This is a genomic window from Actinacidiphila sp. bgisy144 (genome assembly GCF_057708105.1).
Genome location: NZ_JBYIRM010000008.1, coordinates 149,644 through 170,109 on the forward strand (window position 1 = coordinate 149,644; position 20,466 = coordinate 170,109).

17 protein-coding genes are annotated in these 20,466 nt (G+C 72.6%); 11 read left to right on the forward strand and 6 right to left on the reverse strand.

Annotated features, from left to right (window positions below):
* Positions 1-63: 63 nt before the first annotated feature.
* The 5 genes from AC3EVP_RS12335 to AC3EVP_RS12355 all read left to right on the forward strand — a co-directional run bounded on the left by AC3EVP_RS12335 (position 64) and on the right by AC3EVP_RS12355 (position 3,908).
* Complete coding sequence (locus tag AC3EVP_RS12335) at positions 64-546, forward strand: MarR family winged helix-turn-helix transcriptional regulator (RefSeq protein WP_335974652.1); 483 nt, start codon at positions 64-66, stop codon at positions 544-546.
* Between the two features lie 73 nt (positions 547-619).
* A complete protein-coding gene (locus AC3EVP_RS12340) occupies positions 620-1,126 on the forward strand; it encodes a MarR family winged helix-turn-helix transcriptional regulator (RefSeq protein ID WP_335974648.1) in 507 nt (168 codons plus the stop codon).
* A gap of 250 nt (positions 1,127-1,376) precedes the next feature.
* A complete protein-coding gene (locus AC3EVP_RS12345; RefSeq protein ID WP_335974645.1) occupies positions 1,377-1,721 on the forward strand; it encodes a DUF3817 domain-containing protein in 345 nt (114 codons plus the stop codon).
* A gap of 135 nt (positions 1,722-1,856) precedes the next feature.
* Entirely contained in the window at positions 1,857-3,557 is a 1,701-nt protein-coding gene (icmA, locus tag AC3EVP_RS12350; RefSeq protein WP_435129170.1) for a coenzyme B12-dependent isobutyryl-CoA mutase large subunit, read from the forward strand.
* 120 nt (positions 3,558-3,677) lie between these two features.
* Complete coding sequence (locus AC3EVP_RS12355; protein WP_435129173.1) at positions 3,678-3,908, forward strand: DUF397 domain-containing protein; 231 nt, start codon at positions 3,678-3,680, stop codon at positions 3,906-3,908.
* A gap of 25 nt (positions 3,909-3,933) precedes the next feature.
* On the opposite strand, the gene AC3EVP_RS12360 is transcribed toward AC3EVP_RS12355, so the two are convergent.
* Positions 3,934-4,566, reverse strand: a complete 633-nt coding sequence (locus AC3EVP_RS12360; protein WP_335974635.1) for a TetR/AcrR family transcriptional regulator — start codon at positions 4,564-4,566, stop codon at positions 3,934-3,936.
* A gap of 280 nt (positions 4,567-4,846) precedes the next feature.
* Between AC3EVP_RS12360 and AC3EVP_RS12365 the strand changes: the two genes are divergently transcribed.
* The 4 genes from AC3EVP_RS12365 (at position 4,847) to AC3EVP_RS12380 (ending at position 9,126) form a co-directional block, all read left to right on the forward strand.
* Entirely contained in the window at positions 4,847-5,821 is a 975-nt protein-coding gene (locus AC3EVP_RS12365) for a tetratricopeptide repeat protein (RefSeq protein WP_435129176.1), read from the forward strand.
* A 621-nt stretch (positions 5,822-6,442) separates the two neighbouring features.
* Entirely contained in the window at positions 6,443-7,072 is a 630-nt protein-coding gene (locus tag AC3EVP_RS12370) for a DUF6230 family protein (protein ID WP_335974628.1), read from the forward strand.
* A gap of 115 nt (positions 7,073-7,187) precedes the next feature.
* Entirely contained in the window at positions 7,188-7,805 is a 618-nt protein-coding gene (locus tag AC3EVP_RS12375; RefSeq protein ID WP_435129180.1) for a DUF6114 domain-containing protein, read from the forward strand.
* Complete coding sequence (locus AC3EVP_RS12380; protein ID WP_435129183.1) at positions 7,795-9,126, forward strand: hypothetical protein; 1,332 nt, start codon at positions 7,795-7,797, stop codon at positions 9,124-9,126. The genes AC3EVP_RS12375 and AC3EVP_RS12380 overlap by 11 nt, the downstream gene beginning before the upstream one ends.
* Before the next feature lie 99 nt (positions 9,127-9,225).
* Here the strand turns inward: AC3EVP_RS12380 and pyk are convergent, their stop codons facing one another.
* The 3 genes from pyk to pta all read right to left on the reverse strand — a co-directional run bounded on the left by pyk (position 9,226) and on the right by pta (position 13,949).
* Positions 9,226-10,644: a pyruvate kinase gene (gene pyk / locus AC3EVP_RS12385; RefSeq protein WP_335974618.1), complete on the reverse strand. Its 1,419-nt coding sequence runs from the start codon at positions 10,642-10,644 to the stop codon at positions 9,226-9,228.
* 75 nt (positions 10,645-10,719) lie between these two features.
* Positions 10,720-11,871, reverse strand: a complete 1,152-nt coding sequence (locus AC3EVP_RS12390; RefSeq protein ID WP_335974615.1) for an acetate kinase — start codon at positions 11,869-11,871, stop codon at positions 10,720-10,722.
* The gene (pta, locus tag AC3EVP_RS12395; RefSeq protein ID WP_335974610.1) at positions 11,868-13,949 is read right to left on the reverse strand and encodes a phosphate acetyltransferase; all 2,082 of its coding nucleotides are present in this window, start codon (positions 13,947-13,949) and stop codon (positions 11,868-11,870) included. The genes AC3EVP_RS12390 and pta overlap by 4 nt, the downstream gene beginning before the upstream one ends.
* Before the next feature lie 295 nt (positions 13,950-14,244).
* On the opposite strand from pta, the gene AC3EVP_RS12400 reads away from it, so the two are divergent.
* Together AC3EVP_RS12400 and AC3EVP_RS12405 are read left to right on the forward strand one after the other, a co-directional pair.
* Positions 14,245-15,243: a 2-hydroxyacid dehydrogenase gene (locus AC3EVP_RS12400; protein ID WP_435129188.1), complete on the forward strand. Its 999-nt coding sequence runs from the start codon at positions 14,245-14,247 to the stop codon at positions 15,241-15,243.
* An 88-nt stretch (positions 15,244-15,331) separates the two neighbouring features.
* On the forward strand, positions 15,332-16,357 hold the full coding sequence (locus AC3EVP_RS12405) for an ATP-dependent 6-phosphofructokinase (protein ID WP_335974603.1): 1,026 nt from the start codon (positions 15,332-15,334) through the stop codon (positions 16,355-16,357).
* A 49-nt stretch (positions 16,358-16,406) separates the two neighbouring features.
* Here the strand turns inward: AC3EVP_RS12405 and glgB are convergent, their stop codons facing one another.
* Both glgB and AC3EVP_RS12415 read right to left on the reverse strand, forming a co-directional pair.
* Positions 16,407-18,983 carry a 1,4-alpha-glucan branching enzyme gene (gene glgB / locus AC3EVP_RS12410; RefSeq protein WP_435129427.1) on the reverse strand — a complete coding sequence of 859 codons (2,577 nt, stop codon included), beginning with the start codon at positions 18,981-18,983 and terminating at the stop codon, positions 16,407-16,409.
* Complete coding sequence (locus tag AC3EVP_RS12415; protein ID WP_435129191.1) at positions 18,932-20,407, reverse strand: maltokinase N-terminal cap-like domain-containing protein; 1,476 nt, start codon at positions 20,405-20,407, stop codon at positions 18,932-18,934. The genes glgB and AC3EVP_RS12415 overlap by 52 nt, the downstream gene beginning before the upstream one ends.
* Positions 20,408-20,466: the final 59 nt, after the last annotated feature.

The window sequence follows — 20,466 nt, forward strand, 5'->3', positions numbered from 1 at the left end:
CAGGGTGACCGGGCGGCTACCCTGGCAGCCGTCGCGGGGTGCGATCCCCGGTAACATGGCGGCATGGAGACCGAGACCGAGGATGCCCCCACCACCTGGCTCAGCGAGGCAGAACAGAGCGCCTGGCGACTCCACTTGGACGTCAGCCGCCTGCTGATGCACCAACTCGAGCGCGACCTCCAGCCGTTCGGCCTGACCAACAACGACTACGAGATCCTGGTCAACCTCTCCGAGGCCCCCGACCGGCGGATGCGGATGAGCGACCTGGCGAAGTCCACGCTCCAGTCGAAGAGCCGGCTCTCCCACCAGATCACCAGGATGGAGAGCACCGGGCTGGTACGCCGGGAGGACTGCGAGTCCGACCGCCGCGGGCTGTACGCGGTCCTCACCGACCAGGGCTGGGAGACCATGAGCGAGGTGGCCCCGCGCCATGTCTCCTCGGTCCGCCGGCACTTCATCGACATGCTGACCCCCGGGTCGCTGACCGCCTACCGCGAGGCGCTCCAGCCGGTGGCCGACCACCTGCGGGCCGAGCGCCCCCGGTAGCCGGGCGGCGGGGAAAGCGCCCACACGATGGACACTTGTGCCCAGTATGTGACCGACGGGTAGGCTCGGGGCCGTGCCAAAGCCGTTGAGCCTGCCCTTCGACCCCATCGCCCGCGCCGACGAGCTGTGGACGCGGCACTGGGGCGGTGTGCCCTCGATGTCCGCGATCACCTCCATCATGCGCGCCCAGCAGATCCTGCTCGGCCAGGTCGACGCGGTGGTCAAGCCGTACGGCCTCACCTTCGCCCGCTACGAGGCGCTGGTGCTGCTCACCTTCTCCCAGGAGGGCGAGCTGCCGATGTCCAAGATCGGCGAGCGGCTGATGGTCCACCCGACCTCGGTGACGAACACCGTCGACCGCCTGGTCTCGGCGGGTCTGGTCGCCAAGCGCCCCAACCCCAACGACGGGCGCGGCACGCTGGCCTCCATCACCCCCAAGGGCCGCGAGATCGTCGAGGCGGCCACCCGCGACCTGATGGCCATGGACTTCGGCCTGGGCGTGTACGACAAGGAGGAGTGCGGCGAGATCTTCGCGCTCCTGCGCCCCTTGCGGATAGCGGCAGGGGACTTCGAGGGCTGACGCCCGAGCAGCCGGAGTGGAAGGCCGACGGAGGAGGTCTTCCGCGGAGGCTGCGAGCAGGAGGACCGAGTGGGGTGAGGTGTGGGCTGACGCCCGAGCAGCCGGAGTGGAAGGCCGACGGAGGAGGTCGTCCGCGGAGGCTGCGAGCAGGAGGACCGAGCGACAAAGGGGCCAGCCGGAATAGCGTTGCTGGGAGGGCCTGGCCCGCCCCGGATTCGGGGGGAGGTTCGGGGCGGTTTACGCTCGTCCCATGAAATCCAGCGTGTTGACCCGCTACCGGGTGATGGCCTATGTGACGGGTGTGCTGCTGATCGTGCTCACCCTCAGCGTCATCGCCGAGTATGTGCTCCACATCGACGGCGCGAGCACCGCGACCGGCATCGTGGGCTTCGCCCACGGCTGGCTCTACGTGGTCTACCTCGTCTTCGCCTTCGACCTGAGCACCAAGGCGAAGTGGCCGCTGAGCCGGATGGCCTGGGTGCTGCTGGCCGGCACCGTGCCGACCGCCGCCTTCTTCGTCGAGCGCCGCGTCACCCGCGAGCTGGCCCCGAAGGTGGTCCGCGCCGAGCAGGCCGCCGAGCCGGTCGAGGTCTGACCCGGGGCGCCGCCCGGTAAAGAAAGCCCCAGGATCTGCCGCTCCGCCGCAGGTCGGCGCCGTCCACCCCGGAATCACCCGGGTGCGGGCCGACTGCCGTCGACATTTACTAGGACGTCCAAGTAAATTTGAGGCATGGACGCCCACGAGATCGAGACAGGCCGCCGGCGCTGGCAGGCGCGCTACGACTCCGCGCGCACCCGGGACGCCGATTTCACCACCCTCTCCGGTGACCCCGTACAGCCGGTCTACGGGCCACTGCCCGGCGCCGACGTACCCGGCTTCGACCGCATCGGCTGGCCGGGGGAGTACCCCTTCACCCGCGGCCTGCACGCCACCGGCTACCGCGGCCGGACCTGGACCATCCGCCAGTTCGCCGGCTTCGGCAACGCCGAGCAGACCAACGAGCGGTACAAGATGATCCTCCAGGCCGGCGGCGGCGGGCTGTCCGTCGCGTTCGACATGCCGACGCTGATGGGCCGCGACTCCGACGACCCCCGCTCGCTCGGCGAGGTCGGCCACTGCGGGGTCGCGATCGACTCCGCGGCCGACATGGAGGTCCTCTTCGGCGGCATCCCGCTCGGCGACGTCACCACCTCGATGACGATCTCCGGCCCGGCGGTGCCGGTCTTCTGCATGTACCTGGTCGCCGCCGAGCGCCAGGGCGTCGACCCCGCGGTGCTCAACGGCACGCTCCAGACCGACATCTTCAAGGAGTACATCGCGCAGAAGGAGTGGCTCTTCGCGCCCGACCCGCACCTGCGGCTGATCGGCGACCTGATGGAGCACTGCGCCCGCTCGGTGCCCGCCTACAAGCCGCTGTCGGTCTCCGGCTACCACATCCGCGAGGCGGGCGCGACGGCCGCGCAGGAGCTGGCGTACACCCTCGCCGACGGCTTCGGATACGTGGAGCTGGGCCTGTCCCGCGGCCTGGACGTCAACACCTTCGCGCCGGGGCTCTCCTTCTTCTTCGACGCGCACCTGGACTTCTTCGAGGAGATCGCCAAGTTCCGCGCCGCCCGCCGGATCTGGGCCCGTTGGATGCGCGACGTGTACGGGGCCACCTCCGACAAGGCGCAGTGGCTGCGCTTCCACACCCAGACCGCCGGGGTCTCGCTCACCGCCCAGCAGCCATACAACAACGTGGTGCGCACCGCGGTCGAGGCGCTGTCGGCGGTGCTCGGCGGCACCAACTCCCTGCACACCAACGCACTGGACGAGACGCTGGCGCTGCCCAGCGCCCAGGCCGCGGAGATCGCGCTGCGCACCCAGCAGGTGCTGATGGAGGAGACCGGGGTGGCCAACGTGGCCGACCCGCTCGGCGGCTCCTGGTACGTCGAGGCGCTCACCGACCGGATCGAGGCCGACGCGGAGCAGATCTTCGAGCGGATCAGGGAGCTGGGCGCCAGGGCGGTGCCGACCGGTGAGCACCCGATCGGCCCGATCACCTCGGGCATCCTGCGCGGCATCGAGGACGGCTACTTCACCGGGGAGATCGCCGAGTCCGCCTTCCAGTACCAGCGGGCGCTGGAGAAGGGCGAGAAGAAGGTGGTGGGCGTCAACTGCCACACCGGCTCGGTCACCGGCGACCTGGAGATCCTGCGGGTCAGCCACGAGGTGGAGCGCGAGCAGGTGCGGGTGCTGGCCGACCGCAAGGCCGCGCGGGACGGCGCCGCGGTGCGCGCCGCGCTCGAGGCGATGACCGCCGCCGCCCGCGACGGCTCCAACATGATCGAGCCGATGCTCACCGCGATCCGGGCCGAGGCCACGCTCGGCGAGGTCTGCGGGGTGCTGCGGGAGGAGTGGGGTTCGTACACCGAACCGGCCCGATTCTGATCTTCCGTCACCTGATCGGACCAACGCCCCCTTCCTGAAGCCGAGTTGGCCACGGGATGCTACTGGCTGCGCCCTTAGTCTCATACGCACCCAGCCCGGCAACCCTGCGGAAGGAACCGCGTGGCCCTCGAAGCGACCGTCGGTGACGACGGGATGATCTACATCCGGGAGACGCGGCGGCCCGACGTGGTCGCGGTGACCACGCCCGCGAAGTGGGAGGCGTTCGTGAAGGGCGTCAAGGCCGGGGAGTTCGACCACTTCGTGACGGAGGCGGAGGCGGAGACGGACGCGGAATCGGACACGGACCCGGGGAAGGGGGCCGACGCGGGCCGGGCGACGGAGACGGGCTGACGGCCGGGCCGCCCGCCGGCCGGGCTCAGCGGTCCGGCGCCGCGGTCAGCCCGCTCACCAGCAGCCGGGCCAGCCGGTCGGCCCACTCCCGGTCCACCTGCTCGGAGCTGACCATCACCCGGTGCACCACCGCCCCGGCCACCACGTCGAAGATCAGGTCGTCCCGGGCCGGGTCGGCGGCGCCCTCGTCCGGGGGCAGCTCGCCGCGCAGCTGGGCGCGGGCCCGGCCGAGCAGCACCAGGTGCTTCTGCCGGTCGACGATCGCCTCCCGGATGCGGGCGCGCAGCGCCTCGTCGTGCCCCGCCTCCGCGACCACCGCCATCAGCGAGGTGCGGGTCTCCGGGCGGTCGAGCACCTCGGCGAAGCGCAGCACCACGCCCTCGATGTCGGCCTGGAGGCTGCCGAGGTCGGGCAGTTCGAGCTGCTCGTCGAAGAGCGCCGCGAGCGCGTCCACCACCAACTCGTTCTTGCCCGCCCAGCGCCGGTACAAGGTGGTCTTGGCCACGCCCGCGCGGGCCGCCACGTCGCCGAGCGTCAACCCGCCGTAGCCCAGCTCCACCAGCGCCGCGCGGGTCGCGTCCAGGATGGCGCGGTCCGCCTCGGCGCTTCTGGGCCGACCGGTGCGCCTGCTCGGGCCGGCCGGCGGAGTGGGGGACATAGGCCGGACCTTACCCGCCGGTAGCCACCGCGGCGCGCGTGATCGTTGTCACACCAGGCGCCACTGCGCGCCCCGCGCCCGGCAGTTACGCTACGACTCGTAGCGAAAGGGTGGGCCTGCGAGCCCGCCGACGCGACAGCCACACCGTACGGACGGGGACTCCGTACCGAGGACACCCGCGGCGGCGTTCCCCGCCGCGACCGGCCACCGGCCCCTCCCGCAATCCGGCGGGTATCGGGGTCTGTACACGCTTTGCTCCGCGACGGGGGAGGATTGCCTCATGCAGCCACGGAACATGTCCATGAGCGGCGTGGTCGACCTCGCCGCGGTGAAGGCGGCCACCGAGGCCAAGGCGAAGGCCGAACAGGCCCGCGCCCAGCGCCAGGAGGCCGGACCCGGCGCCGCCCCCGCCGCCCCGCTCGTCATCGAGGTGACCGAGGCGACCTTCGAGAGCGACGTCCTCCAGCGCTCCGCCGAGGTCCCGGTCGTCATCAGCTTCTGGGCCGATCAGGCCGAGCAGAGCAAGCAGCTCAACACGGTGCTGGAGCGGCTGGCCGGCCAGTACCGGGGGCGCTTCGTCCTCGCCACCGCCGATGTCTACGCCAACCAGCTGCTCTTCCAGCAGTTCGGCGTGCAGGGGGTGCCCGCGGTCTTCGCGGTGCTGGCCGGGCAGGCGATGCCGCTCTTCCAGGGCGCCGCGCCCGAGGAGCAGATCACCGAGGTGCTCGACCAGGTGATCGCCGTCGCCGAGCAGCGGTTCGGCATCGTCGGCGCCGAGGTGGACCCGGCCGACGCGGCCGCGGAGCCCGCCGAGCAGGCCCCGCCGCGCCCCGCCACCCCGCAGGAGCTCGCGCTGACCGCGGCGCACGAGGCGCTGGACGCGGGAGACCTGGCCGGTGCGATCCAGGCGTACCGCAACGTACTGTCGGACGAGCCGGGCAACGCCGAGGCGAAGCTCGGCCTGGCGCAGGCGGAGCTGCTCCAGCGGGTGGAGGGCGCGGACCCGCAGCAGGTGCGCAAGGCGGCCGCCGACGCCCCCGCCGACGTCGACGCCCAACTGGCCGCCGCCGACCTCGACCTGGTCGGCGGTCATGTGGAGGACGCCTTCGGCCGGCTGGTGGACGCGGTGCGGCGCACCGCGGGCGAGGACCGCGACCGGGTCCGGCTGCGGCTGCTGGAGCTGTTCGAGGTGATCGGCCCGGACGACCCGCGGGTGGTCGCGGCGCGCACCGCGCTGGCCCGGGTGCTCTTCTGACCCGCGCGTGACCCGCGCGCGGACCTGCGGGCACTCACGGATTTAGCGATACGGCGGCCGCACTTTATCAAACCGTGACAATGCGCGGCCGCTGTTACTTCCGGTAGGAAGCCCGCCCCCGTTTGGGGGCCGTTGTCCCGGGGTGCCGGATTCGCGCCCCCGGATTTCGGTCACTCTGCGTCAGAAAAGGCGCTGTGGCGATCATGTTGGTGACGCTCTGCCGTTACCCGCTGGTAACGAACCCCCTTGTGCACAGCCCCCGAATGGACCACGATCGGCCAAGCTCGGTCCCGTAACCGTGCGTCCGGCCGCCAGCCGGTGCGACGGCCGCGGGTCCCCGCCGGGCGGGGTGCGCGGTGACCGCCGTCGCCCCGGGACAGGGGGGTCTCCGTCCACGGATGGAACCGGATGGAGCCTGTCCCCAAGGTTGCGCGAGAGCGTGGCCAGTGGTTGTCGCTCGGGGGTGATCGCCGACGTTCGGACAGCGCCGTCCGCGACTCCCCCGGGAGGGGACGGCCTCCCGACCACCGGCGCTCTCCTTCCCGAGGACGTAGCACTTCTCCCATCCCGGGCCGGGCCCGAACGACCCGGCCGGAGATGTACGTCCGAGAAGGAGGAAGTATGGAGTCGATCGTTCGTGGCGGTACCAGATGGCGGCGGTTCGCCGTCGTCATGGTGCCGAGCGTCGCGGCCACCGCGGCGATAGGCGTGGCGCTGGCCCAGGGGGCGCTGGCCGCGTCCTTCAGCGTGTCGGGCCAGGAGTTCAAGGTGCACGCCGACACCTTGAACGGCACCGGGTTCATCCAGTACGGCGCGGTCGACGTCCAGCACGGCGGCACCGCGCAGCCGGTCGCGGTCTCGGCCTTCAAGTCGGCGACCATCACCGGGCTGTGCCAGTCGGTGGTCCTGCCGAAGATCCCGCTGGTCGGCGACGTGACGCTGAAGCTGACGGCCGGCAACAACGGCAAGAAGGTCAAGGCCAGCAACCTCTACATCGACCTGAACCAGCTCAACGCCGACGCCACCTTCTACGACATCAACATCGGTGTCGCGGCGGGTGACAGCCAGAAGGGCCCTGGCGTCGCGGCGGGCGACAAGGCCGACCCGGGGTCGTTCGCGCAGGAGGCCGACCGGGCCGTCCTGACGAACGTGGACCAGACCGCCTGGGCGACCAGCGCGGGCACCTTCAAGCTCGCCGGGCTGAGCATGAGCGTGAAGAAGGGCTCCGGTTCCGGAGTCGAGTGCTACTAGGCGATCAGGCGAGAGCCGCGCCGTGTGGCCGCGGGCGAGTCGCGCGGGACGCGGCTCGCCCAGGCCGCCGTACGTATTTCCACCGCACCAAGCCAGTCCCAGGGAGCTGTTTTCGATGAGCGCCGAGTCGACAGGACTGCGTGCCGGGTTCCGGAAAGGACGTCTGGCGTTCCGTCACTGGAGGTGGCAACGCCCCTTCTGGGCCGGACTGCTGACCCTCATCGCGGGCCTGCCCATCGCGTACTTCCCGTACGAGAACCTCACGCTCGGCCAGTTGACCGTGCGGATGTCCACCACCACCGGGTCCGCCTCGCTGATCATCGGCGTGCTGCTGTTCGTGCTGGGGCTGACCATGTGGTTCCAGTCCGCGGTACGGATCTTCGCCGGGGTCGCCTCGATCCTGCTCGCGCTGGTGTCGCTGCCGGTCTCCAACGTCGGCGGCTTCCTGATGGGCTTCGTGCTCGCGTTGCTCGGCGGTGCGCTCGCGGTCTCCTGGGCGCCCGGCGTCCCGGCGGCGGACGAGCCCGGTGAGAAGGCGGAACTGCCCGACGGCGACCCGGGACCGGCCGGCGAGGACGAGGGCGCCCCCGGCGGCGCGCGTCCGGGCGACCCGTTCGTGCCCGCCCAGCCGCGGGGCGAGACGCCGCAACGCGCCGAGGAGCCGGTACTGGCCGGCGGACGCGGCGACGAAGAGACCACCAAGGAGAAGAACGGGAGGCACCGTGCTGGGTGACGACGCTCAGCCGGCCACGAGCGACGGGCCACGCGCCAGGGCGACCTCGGGGCCGCGCCACGCGGCTCCGCGCAAGTCGCTGCTGACCAAGCTGCATGTCCCCGCCGGCAAGGCGGTGGCGCTCGCCGCGATGCCCACGGCGGTGCTGATGGGCATGGGCCTGACCCCGCATCTCGCGCAGGCCGACGAGCCCTCGACGCCGTCGTTCGCGCCCGGCGCCTGCGTCTCCCAGTCCGAGACGCCGTCCCCGACGGCTTCCGGGCAGGACACGAAGGACAGCTCGAAGAGCAGCGCCAAGGACAGCGCGAAGAGCACCAAGAAGGCGGACCAGGACAGCACGTCCGGTACCGCCACCCCGACGCCGACGGCCAGCCCCGAGGGCGACCGGCCGGCCGCGACCGCGAGCCCGAGCCCGACCGCCACGTCCGGTGACTCGGCCAAGAAGTCCACGCCGGCCGCCACCGCGAGCCCGACGCCGACGGCGACCTCGTCGTACAACCCGCTCGACCCGCTGGGGCTGGGCGACCTGCTGAGCGGGCTGCTCGGCGGCAAGAAGAGCGACCCGACGCCGACGGCGACGCCCACCACGGCCGACCCCACGCCGACGGCGAGCGCCACCACGCCGGCCCCCGACCCGACGTCCACGTCCAAGACGTCCGGCAGCGGCACGACGAGCAGCAAGAGCAGCACGGGCACCAAGGACAGCAAGGACACCAAGTCCACCACGGACACCGTCGAGAAGGCCGTCAAGGGCCTCACGGACGCCACGGCGACCCCGAAGGCGACGGCCACCCCGTCGCCGTCCACCACGGCCTCCGACGGCAAGCAGGGCTACCCCTGCCCGACCTACGACGCCAAGGCGCTCGCGGACGCGAAGACCGAGGGCGGCATACCGCTGCTGCCCGACGAGCCGTGGACCCTCAAGAGCAGCATCCTGACCCTGCACGGCCTGAACTACGACGGCATCGTGCAGGTGAAGACCGCCAGCGGCGAGGTCAAGGACGTCCTGAAGTTCACCACCACCGGTATCGACATCGGCGACCTCGACCAGTTCGTGGTCGGCCCGCGCGGCAAGGGCCATACCGAGGTCAAGGCCGCCAAGGGCTCCACGTCCACGATCACCGGCGGCACCACGACGCTCTACACCGAGTCGCTCAGCGGCAACCTGCTCGGCCTGATCCCGATCACCTTCACGCCGAAGTCCCCGCCGCCGCTGACGCTGCCGGAGCTGTTCTTCACCAACGTGACGGTCATCAACGCCGGCCAGTTCGGCGGCAACCTGCACGTGCCGGGCATGCAGGTGCTGCCCGGCCAGCCCTGACCGCACCCCGCGCGCGGCCCCGGCCGCGCGGCAGGACGCACGAAGCGGCCACGCACCCCCTCCCACAGGGGTACGTGGCCGCTGCTCGTGCGGGGCGGGTCAGTTCCCCAGGTGGTGCACCCGGACCAGGTTGGTGGTGCCGGGCACGCCGGGCGGGGAGCCGGCCGTGATGATCACGGTGTCGCCCTTGGCGTACTCCGAGAGCTTGAGCATCTCCCGGTCGACCAGCTCCACCATCGCGTCGGTGTTGTCCACGTGCTCGACCACGAACGTCTCCACACCCCAGGTCAGCGCCAGCTGGTTGCGGGTGGCGGGGTCGGTGGTGAAGGCCACCACCGGCTCGGGCACGCGGTAGCGGGCCAGCCGGCGGGCGGTGTCACCGGACTTGGTGAACGCCACCAGGGTGCGCGCGTCGAGGAAGTCGGCCAGTTCGGCGGCCGCGCGGGCCACCGCGCCGCCCTGGGTGCGGGGCTTCTTGCCCGGCGCCAGCGGCTGGAGGCCCCGGCAGAGCAGCTCCTGCTCGGCCGCCTCCACGATCCGCGCCATCGTCTTGACCGTCTCGATCGGGTACTTGCCGACCGAGGACTCCGCCGAGAGCATGACCGCGTCCGCGCCGTCCAGGATCGCGTTGGCCACGTCGGACGCCTCGGCGCGGGTCGGCCGGGAGTTGGTGATCATCGACTCCATCATCTGGGTCGCCACGATCACCGGCTTGGCGTTGCGGCGGCACAGCTCGATCAGCCGCTTCTGCACCACCGGCACCTTCTCCAGCGGGTATTCCACCGCGAGGTCGCCGCGGGCGACCATCACGGCGTCGAACGCCATGACGACGTCCTCCATGTTCTCCACCGCCTGCGGCTTCTCCACCTTGGCGATGACCGGGACCCGGCGGCCCTCCTCGTCCATCACCCGGTGCACGTCGCGCACGTCCTTGGCGTCCCGGACGAAGGACAGCGCGACCATGTCGACGCCCATCTGCAGCGCGAAGCGCAGGTCCTCGATGTCCTTCTCGGACAGCGCGGGCACGTTCACCGAGGCGCCGGGCAGGTTGATGCCCTTGTGGTCGGAGATCACACCGCCCTCGACCACCAGCGAGCGGACCCGGGCGCCCTCGACCTCGATGACGCGCAGCGCCACGTTGCCGTCGTTGATGAGGATCGGGTCGCCCTGCGAGACGTCGCCGGGCAGGCCCTTGTAGGTGGTGCCGCAGATGGTGCGGTCACCGGGCACGTCCTCGGTGGTGATGACGAACTCGTCGCCGGCCACCAGCTCCACCGGCCCGTCGGCGAAGGTGGCCAGCCGGATCTTCGGCCCCTGGAGGTCGGCGAGGATGCCGACCGCGCGGCCGGTCTCCTCGGCGACCTTGCGCACGCGCTGGTAGCGGCTCTCGTGCTCGGCGTGGCTGCCGTGGCTGAAGTTGAGGCGGGCCACGTTCATACCGGCGTCGACCAGCGTCTTGAGCTGGTCGTACGAGTCGACGGCGGGACCCAGGGTGCAGACGATCTTGGCTCGGCGCATGGGCACTATCCTATCGGTTTGTTCCGCTCCGGAATAATGTGGGGCTGCGTTGCTGGTGCCTTCGGCGTCAGGTCCTTAAGCGCGCGCCAAGGCATAAGTATCCCGTGCGATCTCGAACTCCTCATCAGTGGGGACCACCGCCACCGCCACCCGGCTGGTCGCGGCCGAGACCAGCCGGCCGCCCGAGGCGCGCACCGCGTTGCGCACCGGGTCCAGCTCGATGCCCAGACCCGCCAGCCCGTCCAGCGCAGCGGCGCGCACCGCGGCGGAGTTCTCGCCCACGCCCGCGGTGAACGCCACCGCGTCCACCCGGCCCAGCACCGCGGTGAACGCGCCGATGTAGCGGCGCAGCCGGTGCACGTAGACGTCGAAGGCCAACTGCGCGTCCTTGTCGCCCGCGCCCATCCGGCGGCCGATCTCCCGCATGTCGTTGGCGCCGCACAGGCCCAGCAGCCCGGACCGCTTGTTGAGCAGCGTGTCGATCTCGTCGGTGGGCATCCCGGCCACCCGCTGGAGGTGGAAGACCACCGCCGGGTCGATGTCGCCGGAGCGGGTGCCCATCACCAGCCCCTCCAGCGGGGTCAGCCCCATCGAGGTGTCCACGCACACCCCGCCGCGCACCGCCGACGCCGAGGCGCCGTTGCCCAGGTGCAGCACGATCACGTTGGCCTCGGCGGGCTCCTTGCCGAGCAGCGCGGCCGTCGCCCGGGAGACGTAGGCGTGCGAGGTGCCGTGGAAGCCGTAGCGGCGGATGCCGTACCGCTCGGCGGTGGCCGCGTCGATCGCGTAGCGGGCGGCCGCCTCCGGGATGCTCGCGTGGAAGGCGGTGTCGAAGACCGCCACCTGCGGCAGGTCCGGGCGCAACTGGCGGGCGACCTTGATGCCGGTGATGTTCGCCGGGTTGTGCAGCGGGGCGAGCGGCACCAGCTTCTCGATCTCCGCGACCACCTCGTCGGTGATCAGGGTCGGCTCGGTGAAGCGGGTGCCGCCGTGCACCACCCGGTGCCCGACCGCCGCCAGCCGCGGCGAGTCCAGGCCCAGGCCCTGCCCGTCCAGTTCGCGGGCGACCTGGCGCAGCGCCTCGGCGTGGTCGGCGACGCCGCCCTCCTCGCCGATCCGCTCCACCACCCCGGACGCGGGGCGGGCCCCGTCGGCCATGTCGAGCAGCTGGTACTTCACCGACGAGGAGCCGGAGTTGAGCACGAGTACATGGGTCGCGGCGGTCACCGTGGGTCCCCCTGGGCCTGGATCGCGGTGATCGCGACCGTGTTGACGATGTCCTGCACCAGCGCGCCGCGCGACAGGTCGTTGACGGGCTTGCGCAGTCCTTGCAGGACCGGGCCGACCGCGACCGCGCCCGCCGAGCGCTGGACTGCCTTGTAGGTGTTGTTGCCGGTGTTCAGGTCCGGGAAGACCAGCACCGTGGCCCGCCCGGCCACCGCCGAACCCGGCAGTTTCGCGGCGGCGACCACCGGGGAGACCGCCGCGTCGTACTGGATCGGGCCCTCCACCAGCAGGTCGGGCCGGCGCTGCCGGACCAGCTCGGTGGCCGCCCGCACCTTGTCCACGTCCGCGCCCGAGCCGGAGGTGCCGGTGGAGTACGACAGCATCGCCACCCGCGGCTGCACGTCGAAGCGGGCCGCGGTGCCTGCCGCCTGGATCGCGATGTCCGCGAGCTGCTCGGCGTCCGGGTCCGGGTTGACCGCGCAGTCGCCGTAGACCAGCACCCGGTCGGCCAGGCACATGAAGAACACCGAGGAGACGATGGCCGCGCCCGGCCGGGTCTTGATGATCTCGAACGCCGGGCGGATCGTGGCCGCCGTGGAGTGCACCGCCCCCGACACCATGCCGTCGGCCAGGCCCTCCTGGACCATCAGCGTGCCGAAGTACGACACGTCGGCGACCACGTCGTAGGCCAGCTCGTAGCTGACGCCCTTGTGCGCGCGGAGCTTGGCGTACAGGGCGGCGAAACGGTCCCGCAGCGGTGAGGTGTGCGGGTCCAGGATGTCCAGCGCCGGGTCGTCCAGCGCGATGCCGAGGTCGCCCGCCTTCTTGCGGACCGCGTCCTCCTCGCCGAGCAGGGTCAGCTCGCACACGCCCCGGCGCAGCAGCACCTCCGCGGCCCGCAGGATGCGCTCCTCGGCGCCCTCGGGCAGCACGATCCGCCGCTTGTTGCTCCGGGCCCGCTCCAGCAGCGCGTGCTCGAACATCATCGGGGTGACCCGGGCCGAGCGGGCCACCGACAGCCGCTCGGTCAGCTCGGTGGTGTCCACGTGCGTCTCGAACAGGCCGAGCGCGGTCTCCGCCTTGCGCGGGGTGCCCGCGCCCAGCTTGCCGTCCAGCCCGAACAGTTCGGTGGCGGTGAGGAACGAGCCGGTCGGCACCGCCACCACCGGGGTGCCCGGGGCCAGCCGCTCGGCCAGTTGCAGGATGTCCTGGCCGGGCTTCTCGCCCAGCGTGAGCAGCACGCCCGCGATCGGCGGCGACCCGGCCGAGTGCGCGGCCAGCGCTCCTATGATCAGGTCGGCGCGGTCGCCCGGGGTGACCACCACGCACCCGGGGGTCAGCGCGGGCAGGAACGTCGGCAGCATCGCGCCGCCGAAGACGAAGTCCAGCGCGTCGCGGGCCAGCCCCGCGTCGTCGCCGAGCAGCACCTCCGCGCCGAGCGTCTGCACGATCTGCCGGACCGTCGGCGCCGACAGCGCGGGCTCGTCCGGCAGCACGTACACCGGCACGTCCAGGCTGCGCCGCAACTGCTCGGTGGACGCCTCCAGTTGGTCCGGGGCCACCCGGTTGGCGACCATCGCGATGACGTCGCAGCCGAGGTTGGTGTAGGCGTGGTGGGCGTTGCGGACCTCCGCGACCACCGACTCGGCGTTCTGGTCCCGGCCGCCGACCACCGGCAGCACCGAGGCGCCGCACTCGTTCGCCAGCCGGGCGTTGACCCCCAACTCGGCCGGCAGGTTCGTGGCGGCGAAGTCCGAGCCGAGGATCAGCACCGTCTCGAAGCTCTCCGCGACCCGCAGATAGCCCTCGACGAGCCGCCCGATCAGCGCCGCCTCGCCCTGCTCGGCCTGGAGCGCGGCAGCCTCCTCGTACCCCAGGCCGAAGTACGTCGCCGGGTCCTGGGCGAGCCGGTAGCGGCCGCGCAGCAGCTCGAAGATCCGGTCCGGGGCGTCGTGGACCAGCGGGCGGTAGAGGCCGACCCGGTCCACCTGGCGGGTCAGCAGCTCCATCATTCCGAGTTCCACGACCTGACGGCCGTCGCCACGGCCGATGCCCGTGACATAGACGCTGCGCGTCACCCCTGTGCTCCGTTCCTGTGCTGCCGAACCCCGTGCCGCGGACCGCTGCCGGCCCGCGGGGCGCGGGAAGTGCGTACGTGCGTGCGCACAGCAGACGCTAACGCGCCAACCGGGCGAATGCCCGACGAGGGCGGGGCGTGCCGACGTCGCGTCGGCGGACACGCGGTGCGCGGGATGCGTTTCTGGGCCGTTCGGGCAGCGCGCGGCAGCGCGGCGCGGCCGGTTCGGCGGGTCCACCGGACGGAACGGGCCGTACCCGTACAGTGAGGGCAGATCGGAGACGGAGGGCGGTGCCATGGAGGTCCTGGCTACCGGAGTGCAGCGTGACGAACGGCCCCTGCTGGAGCGCGCGTTCGCGCCGCGGCACGACGTGCGCTGCCTGGAGACCGTCCTGACCGCCGACACGCTGCCGCTGGCCGCGGGCTACGAAGCGGTGTCCACCAGCGTCAACGCGGCCCTGGACGCGCCCGCGCTGGAGGCGCTGGTGCGCGGCGGCACCCGGCTGATCACCCAGCGCTCCACCGGCTACAACAACATCGACCTCGCGCACGCCGAGCGGCTCGGGCTGACCGTGGCCCGGGTGGCCCGCTACTCCCCGTACGCGGTGGCGGAGTTCGCGTGGGCGCTGGCGATGGCGCTCAACCGCCGTATCGTGCGGGCCGCTTCGCGCACCCGCGACTTCGACTTCCGGCTGGACGGGCTGCTCGGCCGCGACTTCCACGGCCGCACCGCCGGGATCGTGGGCACCGGGCGGATCGGCGCGGCCTTCACCGCGATCGCCCGCGGCTTCGGCATGCGGCTGCTCGGCTGGGACATCTCGGTCAACCCGCAGTGCCAGGAGATGGGCCTGGAGTACGTCGAACTCGACCGGCTGCTGCGCGAGTCCGACCTGATCAGCCTGCACGTGCCGCTGATGCCCTCCACCCACCACCTGCTCGGCGCGCGGCGGCTGGCGGAGCTGAAGGACGACGCGATCGTGGTCAACACCGGCCGCGGCGCGCTGATCGACGCCGACGCGCTGGTGGCCACGCTGCGCGAGGGCCGGCTCGGCGGCGTCGGCCTGGACGTGTACGAGGAGGAGGCCGGGGTCTTCTTCTACGACAAGTCGCTGGAGGTGATGACCGACGACACCCTGGCCCGGCTGCTGACCTTCGCCAACGTGCTGATCACCTCGCACCAGGCGTACTTCACGGTGGACGCGGTCGAGGAGATCGCCACGGCCACCGTCCGCAATGTGGACGACTACCTCGCGGGGCGGATCACTGAGTGCACGCTGATCCCGAAGTCCCCGTGACACCGGGGGCCCGGCCCGCCCGGCCCGTGCGGCGGCGCGGACCCGCACCCGGTCCGCGACCCGCTACCCGTGTCTCCTGGAGATCGCCATGCGTATCGGAGTGCTCACCGCCGGCGGCGACTGCCCCGGCCTCAACGCCGTCATCCGCTCGGTCGTCCACCGCGCGCTGACCGGCCACACCGACGAGGTGATCGGTTTTGAGGACGGCTTCGTCGGGCTGCTGGAAGGCCGCTTCCGCGAACTCGACCTCAACTCCGTCAGCGGCATCCTGGCCCGCGGCGGCACCATCCTCGGCTCGGCCCGGCTGGAGCGGGCCCGGCTGCGCGAGGCCGCCGACAACGCCGACGAGCTGTGCGCCCAGTACGGGATCGACGTCCTCATCCCGATCGGCGGCGAGGGGACCCTGACCGCCGCCCGGATGCTCTCCGACGCCGGCATGCCGGTGGTCGGCGTGCCCAAGACCATCGACAACGACATCAACGGCACCGACCGCACCTTCGGCTTCGACACCGCCGTCACCGTCGCCACCGAGGCGATCGACCGGCTCCAGACCACCGCCGAGTCGCACCAGCGGGTCATGGTGGTGGAGGTGATGGGCCGCCACGCGGGCTGGATCGCCCTGGAGGCGGGCATGGCCAGCGGCGCGCACGGCATCTGCGTGCCCGAGCGGCCCTTCGACCCGGCCGACCTGGTGGACATGGTCGAGAAGCGCTTCGCCCGCGGCAAGCGCTTCGCGGTGGTCTGCGTCGCCGAGGGCGCCCACCCGGCGAAGGACACCATGGAGTACGGCGTCGGCGCGATCGACAAGTACGGCCACGAGCGGTTCAACGGCATCGGCACCACGCTCGCCCGCGAGCTGGAACGGCGGCTGGGCAAGGAGGCCCGCCCGGTCATCCTCGGCCACGTCCAGCGCGGCGGCGTCCCCACCGCCTACGACCGGGTGCTGGCGACCCGGTTCGGCTGGCACGCCGTGGAGGCCGCGCACGCCGGCTCCTTCGGGCAGATGACGGCGCTGCACGGCACCCGCGTGGTGATGGTGCCGCTCGCCGACGCCGTCACCCACCTCAAGACGGTGCCCGAGGACCGGATGGAGGAGGCCGAGTCGGTCTTCTGAGAGCCCCGCCCGGCCGGTCGCGGGCCGAGCCGCGACCGGCCGCCGCGGCTCAGCCCGCGGCCGGCCGCAGCCAGACCGTGGCCAGCGGCGGCACGGTCAGCGTGATGCTGTGCCGGCGGCCGTGCCAGGGCGTCGGCTCGCTCTTGACCGGCCCCCCGACCGACACGCCGCTGCCGCCGTAGCGGGTCTCGTCGCTGTTGAGCACCTGGACCCACACCCCCTCGGGGCAGCCGATCCGGTAGTCCCGGCGCACCACGGGGGAGAAGTTGCTGACGCACATCAGCGGGTTGCCCGCGGTGTCGTGGCGCAGGAAGGACAGCGTGTTGTCCTCGGCGGCGCCGCCGTCGATCCACTCGAAGCCGCCCGGGTCGGTGTCGCGCTGCCACAGCGCGGGCGTCGCGCCGTACACCGCGTTCAGGTCGCGCACCCAGTCGCGCACCCCGCGGTGGTCGCCGGCCGCGGGGTAGTCCGGCGCGAGCAGCCACCAGTCCGGGCCGCTGTCGTGCGACCACTCCGCGCCCTGCGCGAACTCCTGCCCCATGAACAGCAGCTGCTTGCCCGGGTGGGCCCACATGTAGCCCAGGTACGCGCGGGCGCCGGCCCGCCGCTGCCACCAGTCGCCGGGCATCTTCTCCACCAGCGACCGCTTGCCGTGCACCACCTCGTCGTGCGAGATGGGCAGCACGTAGTTCTCGCTGTACGCGTACACCATCGAGAACGTCAGCTCGTCGTGGTGGTACTTGCGGTGCACCGGCTCGTGCGCCATGTACTGGAGCGTGTCGTGCATCCAGCCCATGTTCCACTTCAGGCCGAAGCCGAGGCCGCCGAAGCCGGTCGGGCCGGCCTGGTGGGTGGGCCGGGTCACCCCGTCCCACGCGGTGGACTCCTCGGCGATGGTGACCACGCCCGGGCAGCGCCGGTAGACGGTGGCGTTCATCTCCTGGAGGAAGGCCACCGCGTCCAGGTTCTCCCGGCCGCCGTACGCGTTCGGCAGCCACTGCCCGTGCTCACGGGAGTAGTCGAGGTAGAGCATCGAGGCGACCGCGTCGACCCGCAGACCGTCGATGTGGAACTCCTCGCACCAGTACACCGCGTTGGCCACCAGGAAGTTGCGGACCTCGGTGCGGCCGAAGTCGAACTCCAGGGTGCCCCAGTCCGGGTGCTCGGCGCGGCGCGGGTCGGCCGGCTCGTACAGCGGCTCGCCGTCGAACCGGGCCAGCGCCCACTCGTCCTTCGGGAAGTGCGCCGGCACCCAGTCCATGATCACGCCGATGCCCGCCCGGTGCAGCGCGTCCACCAGGTACCGGAAGTCGTCCGGCGAGCCCAGCCGCGAGGTCGGCGCGTAGTACGACGTGACCTGGTAGCCCCACGAGCCGCCGAACGGGTGCTCCGCGACCGGCATCAACTCCACGTGGGTGAAGCCCAGTTCCTGCACGTAGGCGGGCAACTGCTCGGCCAGGCCCCGGTAGTCCAGACCCGGCCGCCAGGACGGCAGGTGCACCTCGTACACCGACAGCGGCGCGCGGTGCACGGGGACGTCCGCGCGGTGCGCCATCCACTGCGCGTCTCCCCACGCGTACGACGACTCGGTGACGATCGACGCGGTGGCCGGCGGGACCTCGGTGGCGCGCGCCATCGGGTCGGCCTTCATGCCGCGCGAGCCGTCGGGCCGGATGATCTCGTACTTGTACGCCGTACCTGGGCCGACCCCGGGGACGAACAGCTCCCACACCCCGGACGAGCCGAGCGAGCGCATCGGCAGCCCGGAGCCGTCCCAGTACGTGAAGTCCGCGGCCAGCCGCACCCCGCGCGCGTTCGGCGCCCACACCGCGAAGCGCGTGCCGGGCACCCCGCCGTGCGTCATCGGGTGCGAGCCGAGCACCTTCCACAGCTGCTCGTGCCGCCCCTCGCCGATCAGGTGCAGGTCCAGTTCCCCCAGCGTCGGCAGGAAGCGGTACGGGTCGTCGACCACCGTCTCGCCCGCGTCGTAGGACACCGCCAGCCGGTACCGCGCGGGGATCTCGGTCAGCGGGAGCAGCGCGGAGAACAACCCGTCGCCCTCCGGCGCCAGTTCGGTGCGCTCGCCGTCCAGCACGACCGCCACGGCGCGGGCGAACGGGCGCAGCGCCCGCACCCGTACGCCCTCCGCCTCGCGATGCGCGCCGAGCAGCGCGTGCGGGTCGTGATGGGTGCCCCCCACCAGCCGCCCCCTCTCCTCGGCGCTGAGCCCGGTCCCCCCGCAGTTGCGGCCGCCGCTGCGTTCGGGGGCGTCCCCGGAAGACCCAGCGGCGCTGGGGGTACCTCCCAGGCCAGGCTCTGGGGGAAGAACTGCGCGACCGGCCGCGACGGCGCCGCGGTCCCTCACCGGCCGGGTGGGGCCGCCTGGTTCGCCCCGCACCACCGGCGTGGAGTGGGGCGCATCGCGCTCCTTGGGCGCCGTACCCGAGGCCGCCGGGTGCGGCGTCGTCGCGTCGTAGCCGCGGGCGGCGGCTTCCGGGAGGGCGCCGTCACCGGGTGACGGTTGGCGCGGTGGCTGTGCGGCGGGGGTCACGGCAAGCACTCCTCGGGGTCTCGTCAGGGGGTCGTGGACAGGCGGGCGAGGGCGGACAGCGGGATGGGCAGCCAGGCCGGGCGGTGGCGGGCCTCGTACCGGGCTTCGTACACCGCCTTGTCGGTTTCGAAGGCCCGTATCAGCACGGGCTGTTCACGGGGGTCGGTGCCCGCCACCGCGGCGTACCCGGTGCAGAAGGCGGCGCGGTGCCGGGCGGCCCAGGGGCCGTTGCCGCTGTGGTGGGCGGCGTAGTCGAAGGAGCGCAGCATGCCCGCGACGTCCTGGACCGGCGGCGCGGGGCGGCGCCGGTCGGCGAGCGGGCGGGCCGGCTCGCCCTCGAAGTCGATCAGCACCCACGCGCCGTCCGGCCCGCGCAGCGCCTGCCCGAGGTGGAGGTCGCCGTGGATGCGCTGGGCGAACACCGCCCCGCCGGGCCCGGTGCCCGCGCCGAGCTTGGCGAGGTCGTCGTAGGCGGCGCGCAGCGCACCGGTGAACGGGCGGACCCCGGGCACCTCGGCGGCGGTCTCCTCCAGCCGGCGCGTCATCGCCGCGGCGACCCGCTCCAGGGTGCCGCCGTCCAGCCGGCGCACCGGCAGCGCGTCGGCCAGCGCGCGGTGCACCTCGGCGGTGGCCCGGCCCAGCGCCGCGGCCTCGGCGCGGAAGTCGCCGTCCTCGGCCACGGACGCCAGGGCGAGCGCCCAACCGTCGCTGGAGCCGGGCAGGAAGCGCTGGAGCACCCCGAGGGTGATCGGCTCCCGGCCGCCCGGCGGCGCGGCGGCCGGGCCGCCGGTGCCGGCGGCGTCCTTGGGGTCCATGGCGTCCATGGCGTCGGCGGTGTCGGCGTCCAGCGCCTCGAACCACGCCACCGGCTCCGCCACCCGGCGGGACCCGGCCCGGGCCAGCGCGAGCGACAGCTCCAGGTCCGGGTTGCTGCCGGGCGAGACCCGGCGGAAGAGCTTGAGGATGTACCGGTCGCCGTACACCACGGAGGTGTTGGACTGCTCCGCGGTGGACACCCGCGGGGTCAGCCCGGGCGGGAACTGCGCGGACGGCTCGGTGGTGAAGCGCAGGTTCCCGGTGCGGCCGGGGAGCTTGAGGCGTTCCAGCAGCAGTGCCGCCATCCGGGGGTCGTGCGGCGCGTCGTAGAGGGTCAGCCCGTCGTAGGGGCCGCCGACGGCCGGGCCGAGCGCGGCGCGCACCAGTGCGGACGGCAGCAGCGGATGCGCGCCGAGCAGCAGTTGGTAGCAGTCCGGCGGCCGCCCGGGCTGCTCCACGTCGACCAGGATGTGCAGCAGGCCGAGCGGCCCGAGTCGGCCACCCGGGGGAACCAGCTCGGTCGCCGCCGCCAGCCGGAAGTCGCCGATCGGCAGGCCCTTGCCGGCGAACCAGCGCTGCCGCGGCAGCCAGCGCCGCAGCAGCGGATCGAGGGAGCGCAGCAGTCCCGGCACGACAGCGCGGCCGGTGGTGGCGGGAACGCGGGTCCAGGAGCTGTCCGACATGACGTCCTTTCCCCGGGGAGTCGCGCACCGGCCGCGGTGGTGGAGCGGCGGATGCGCCA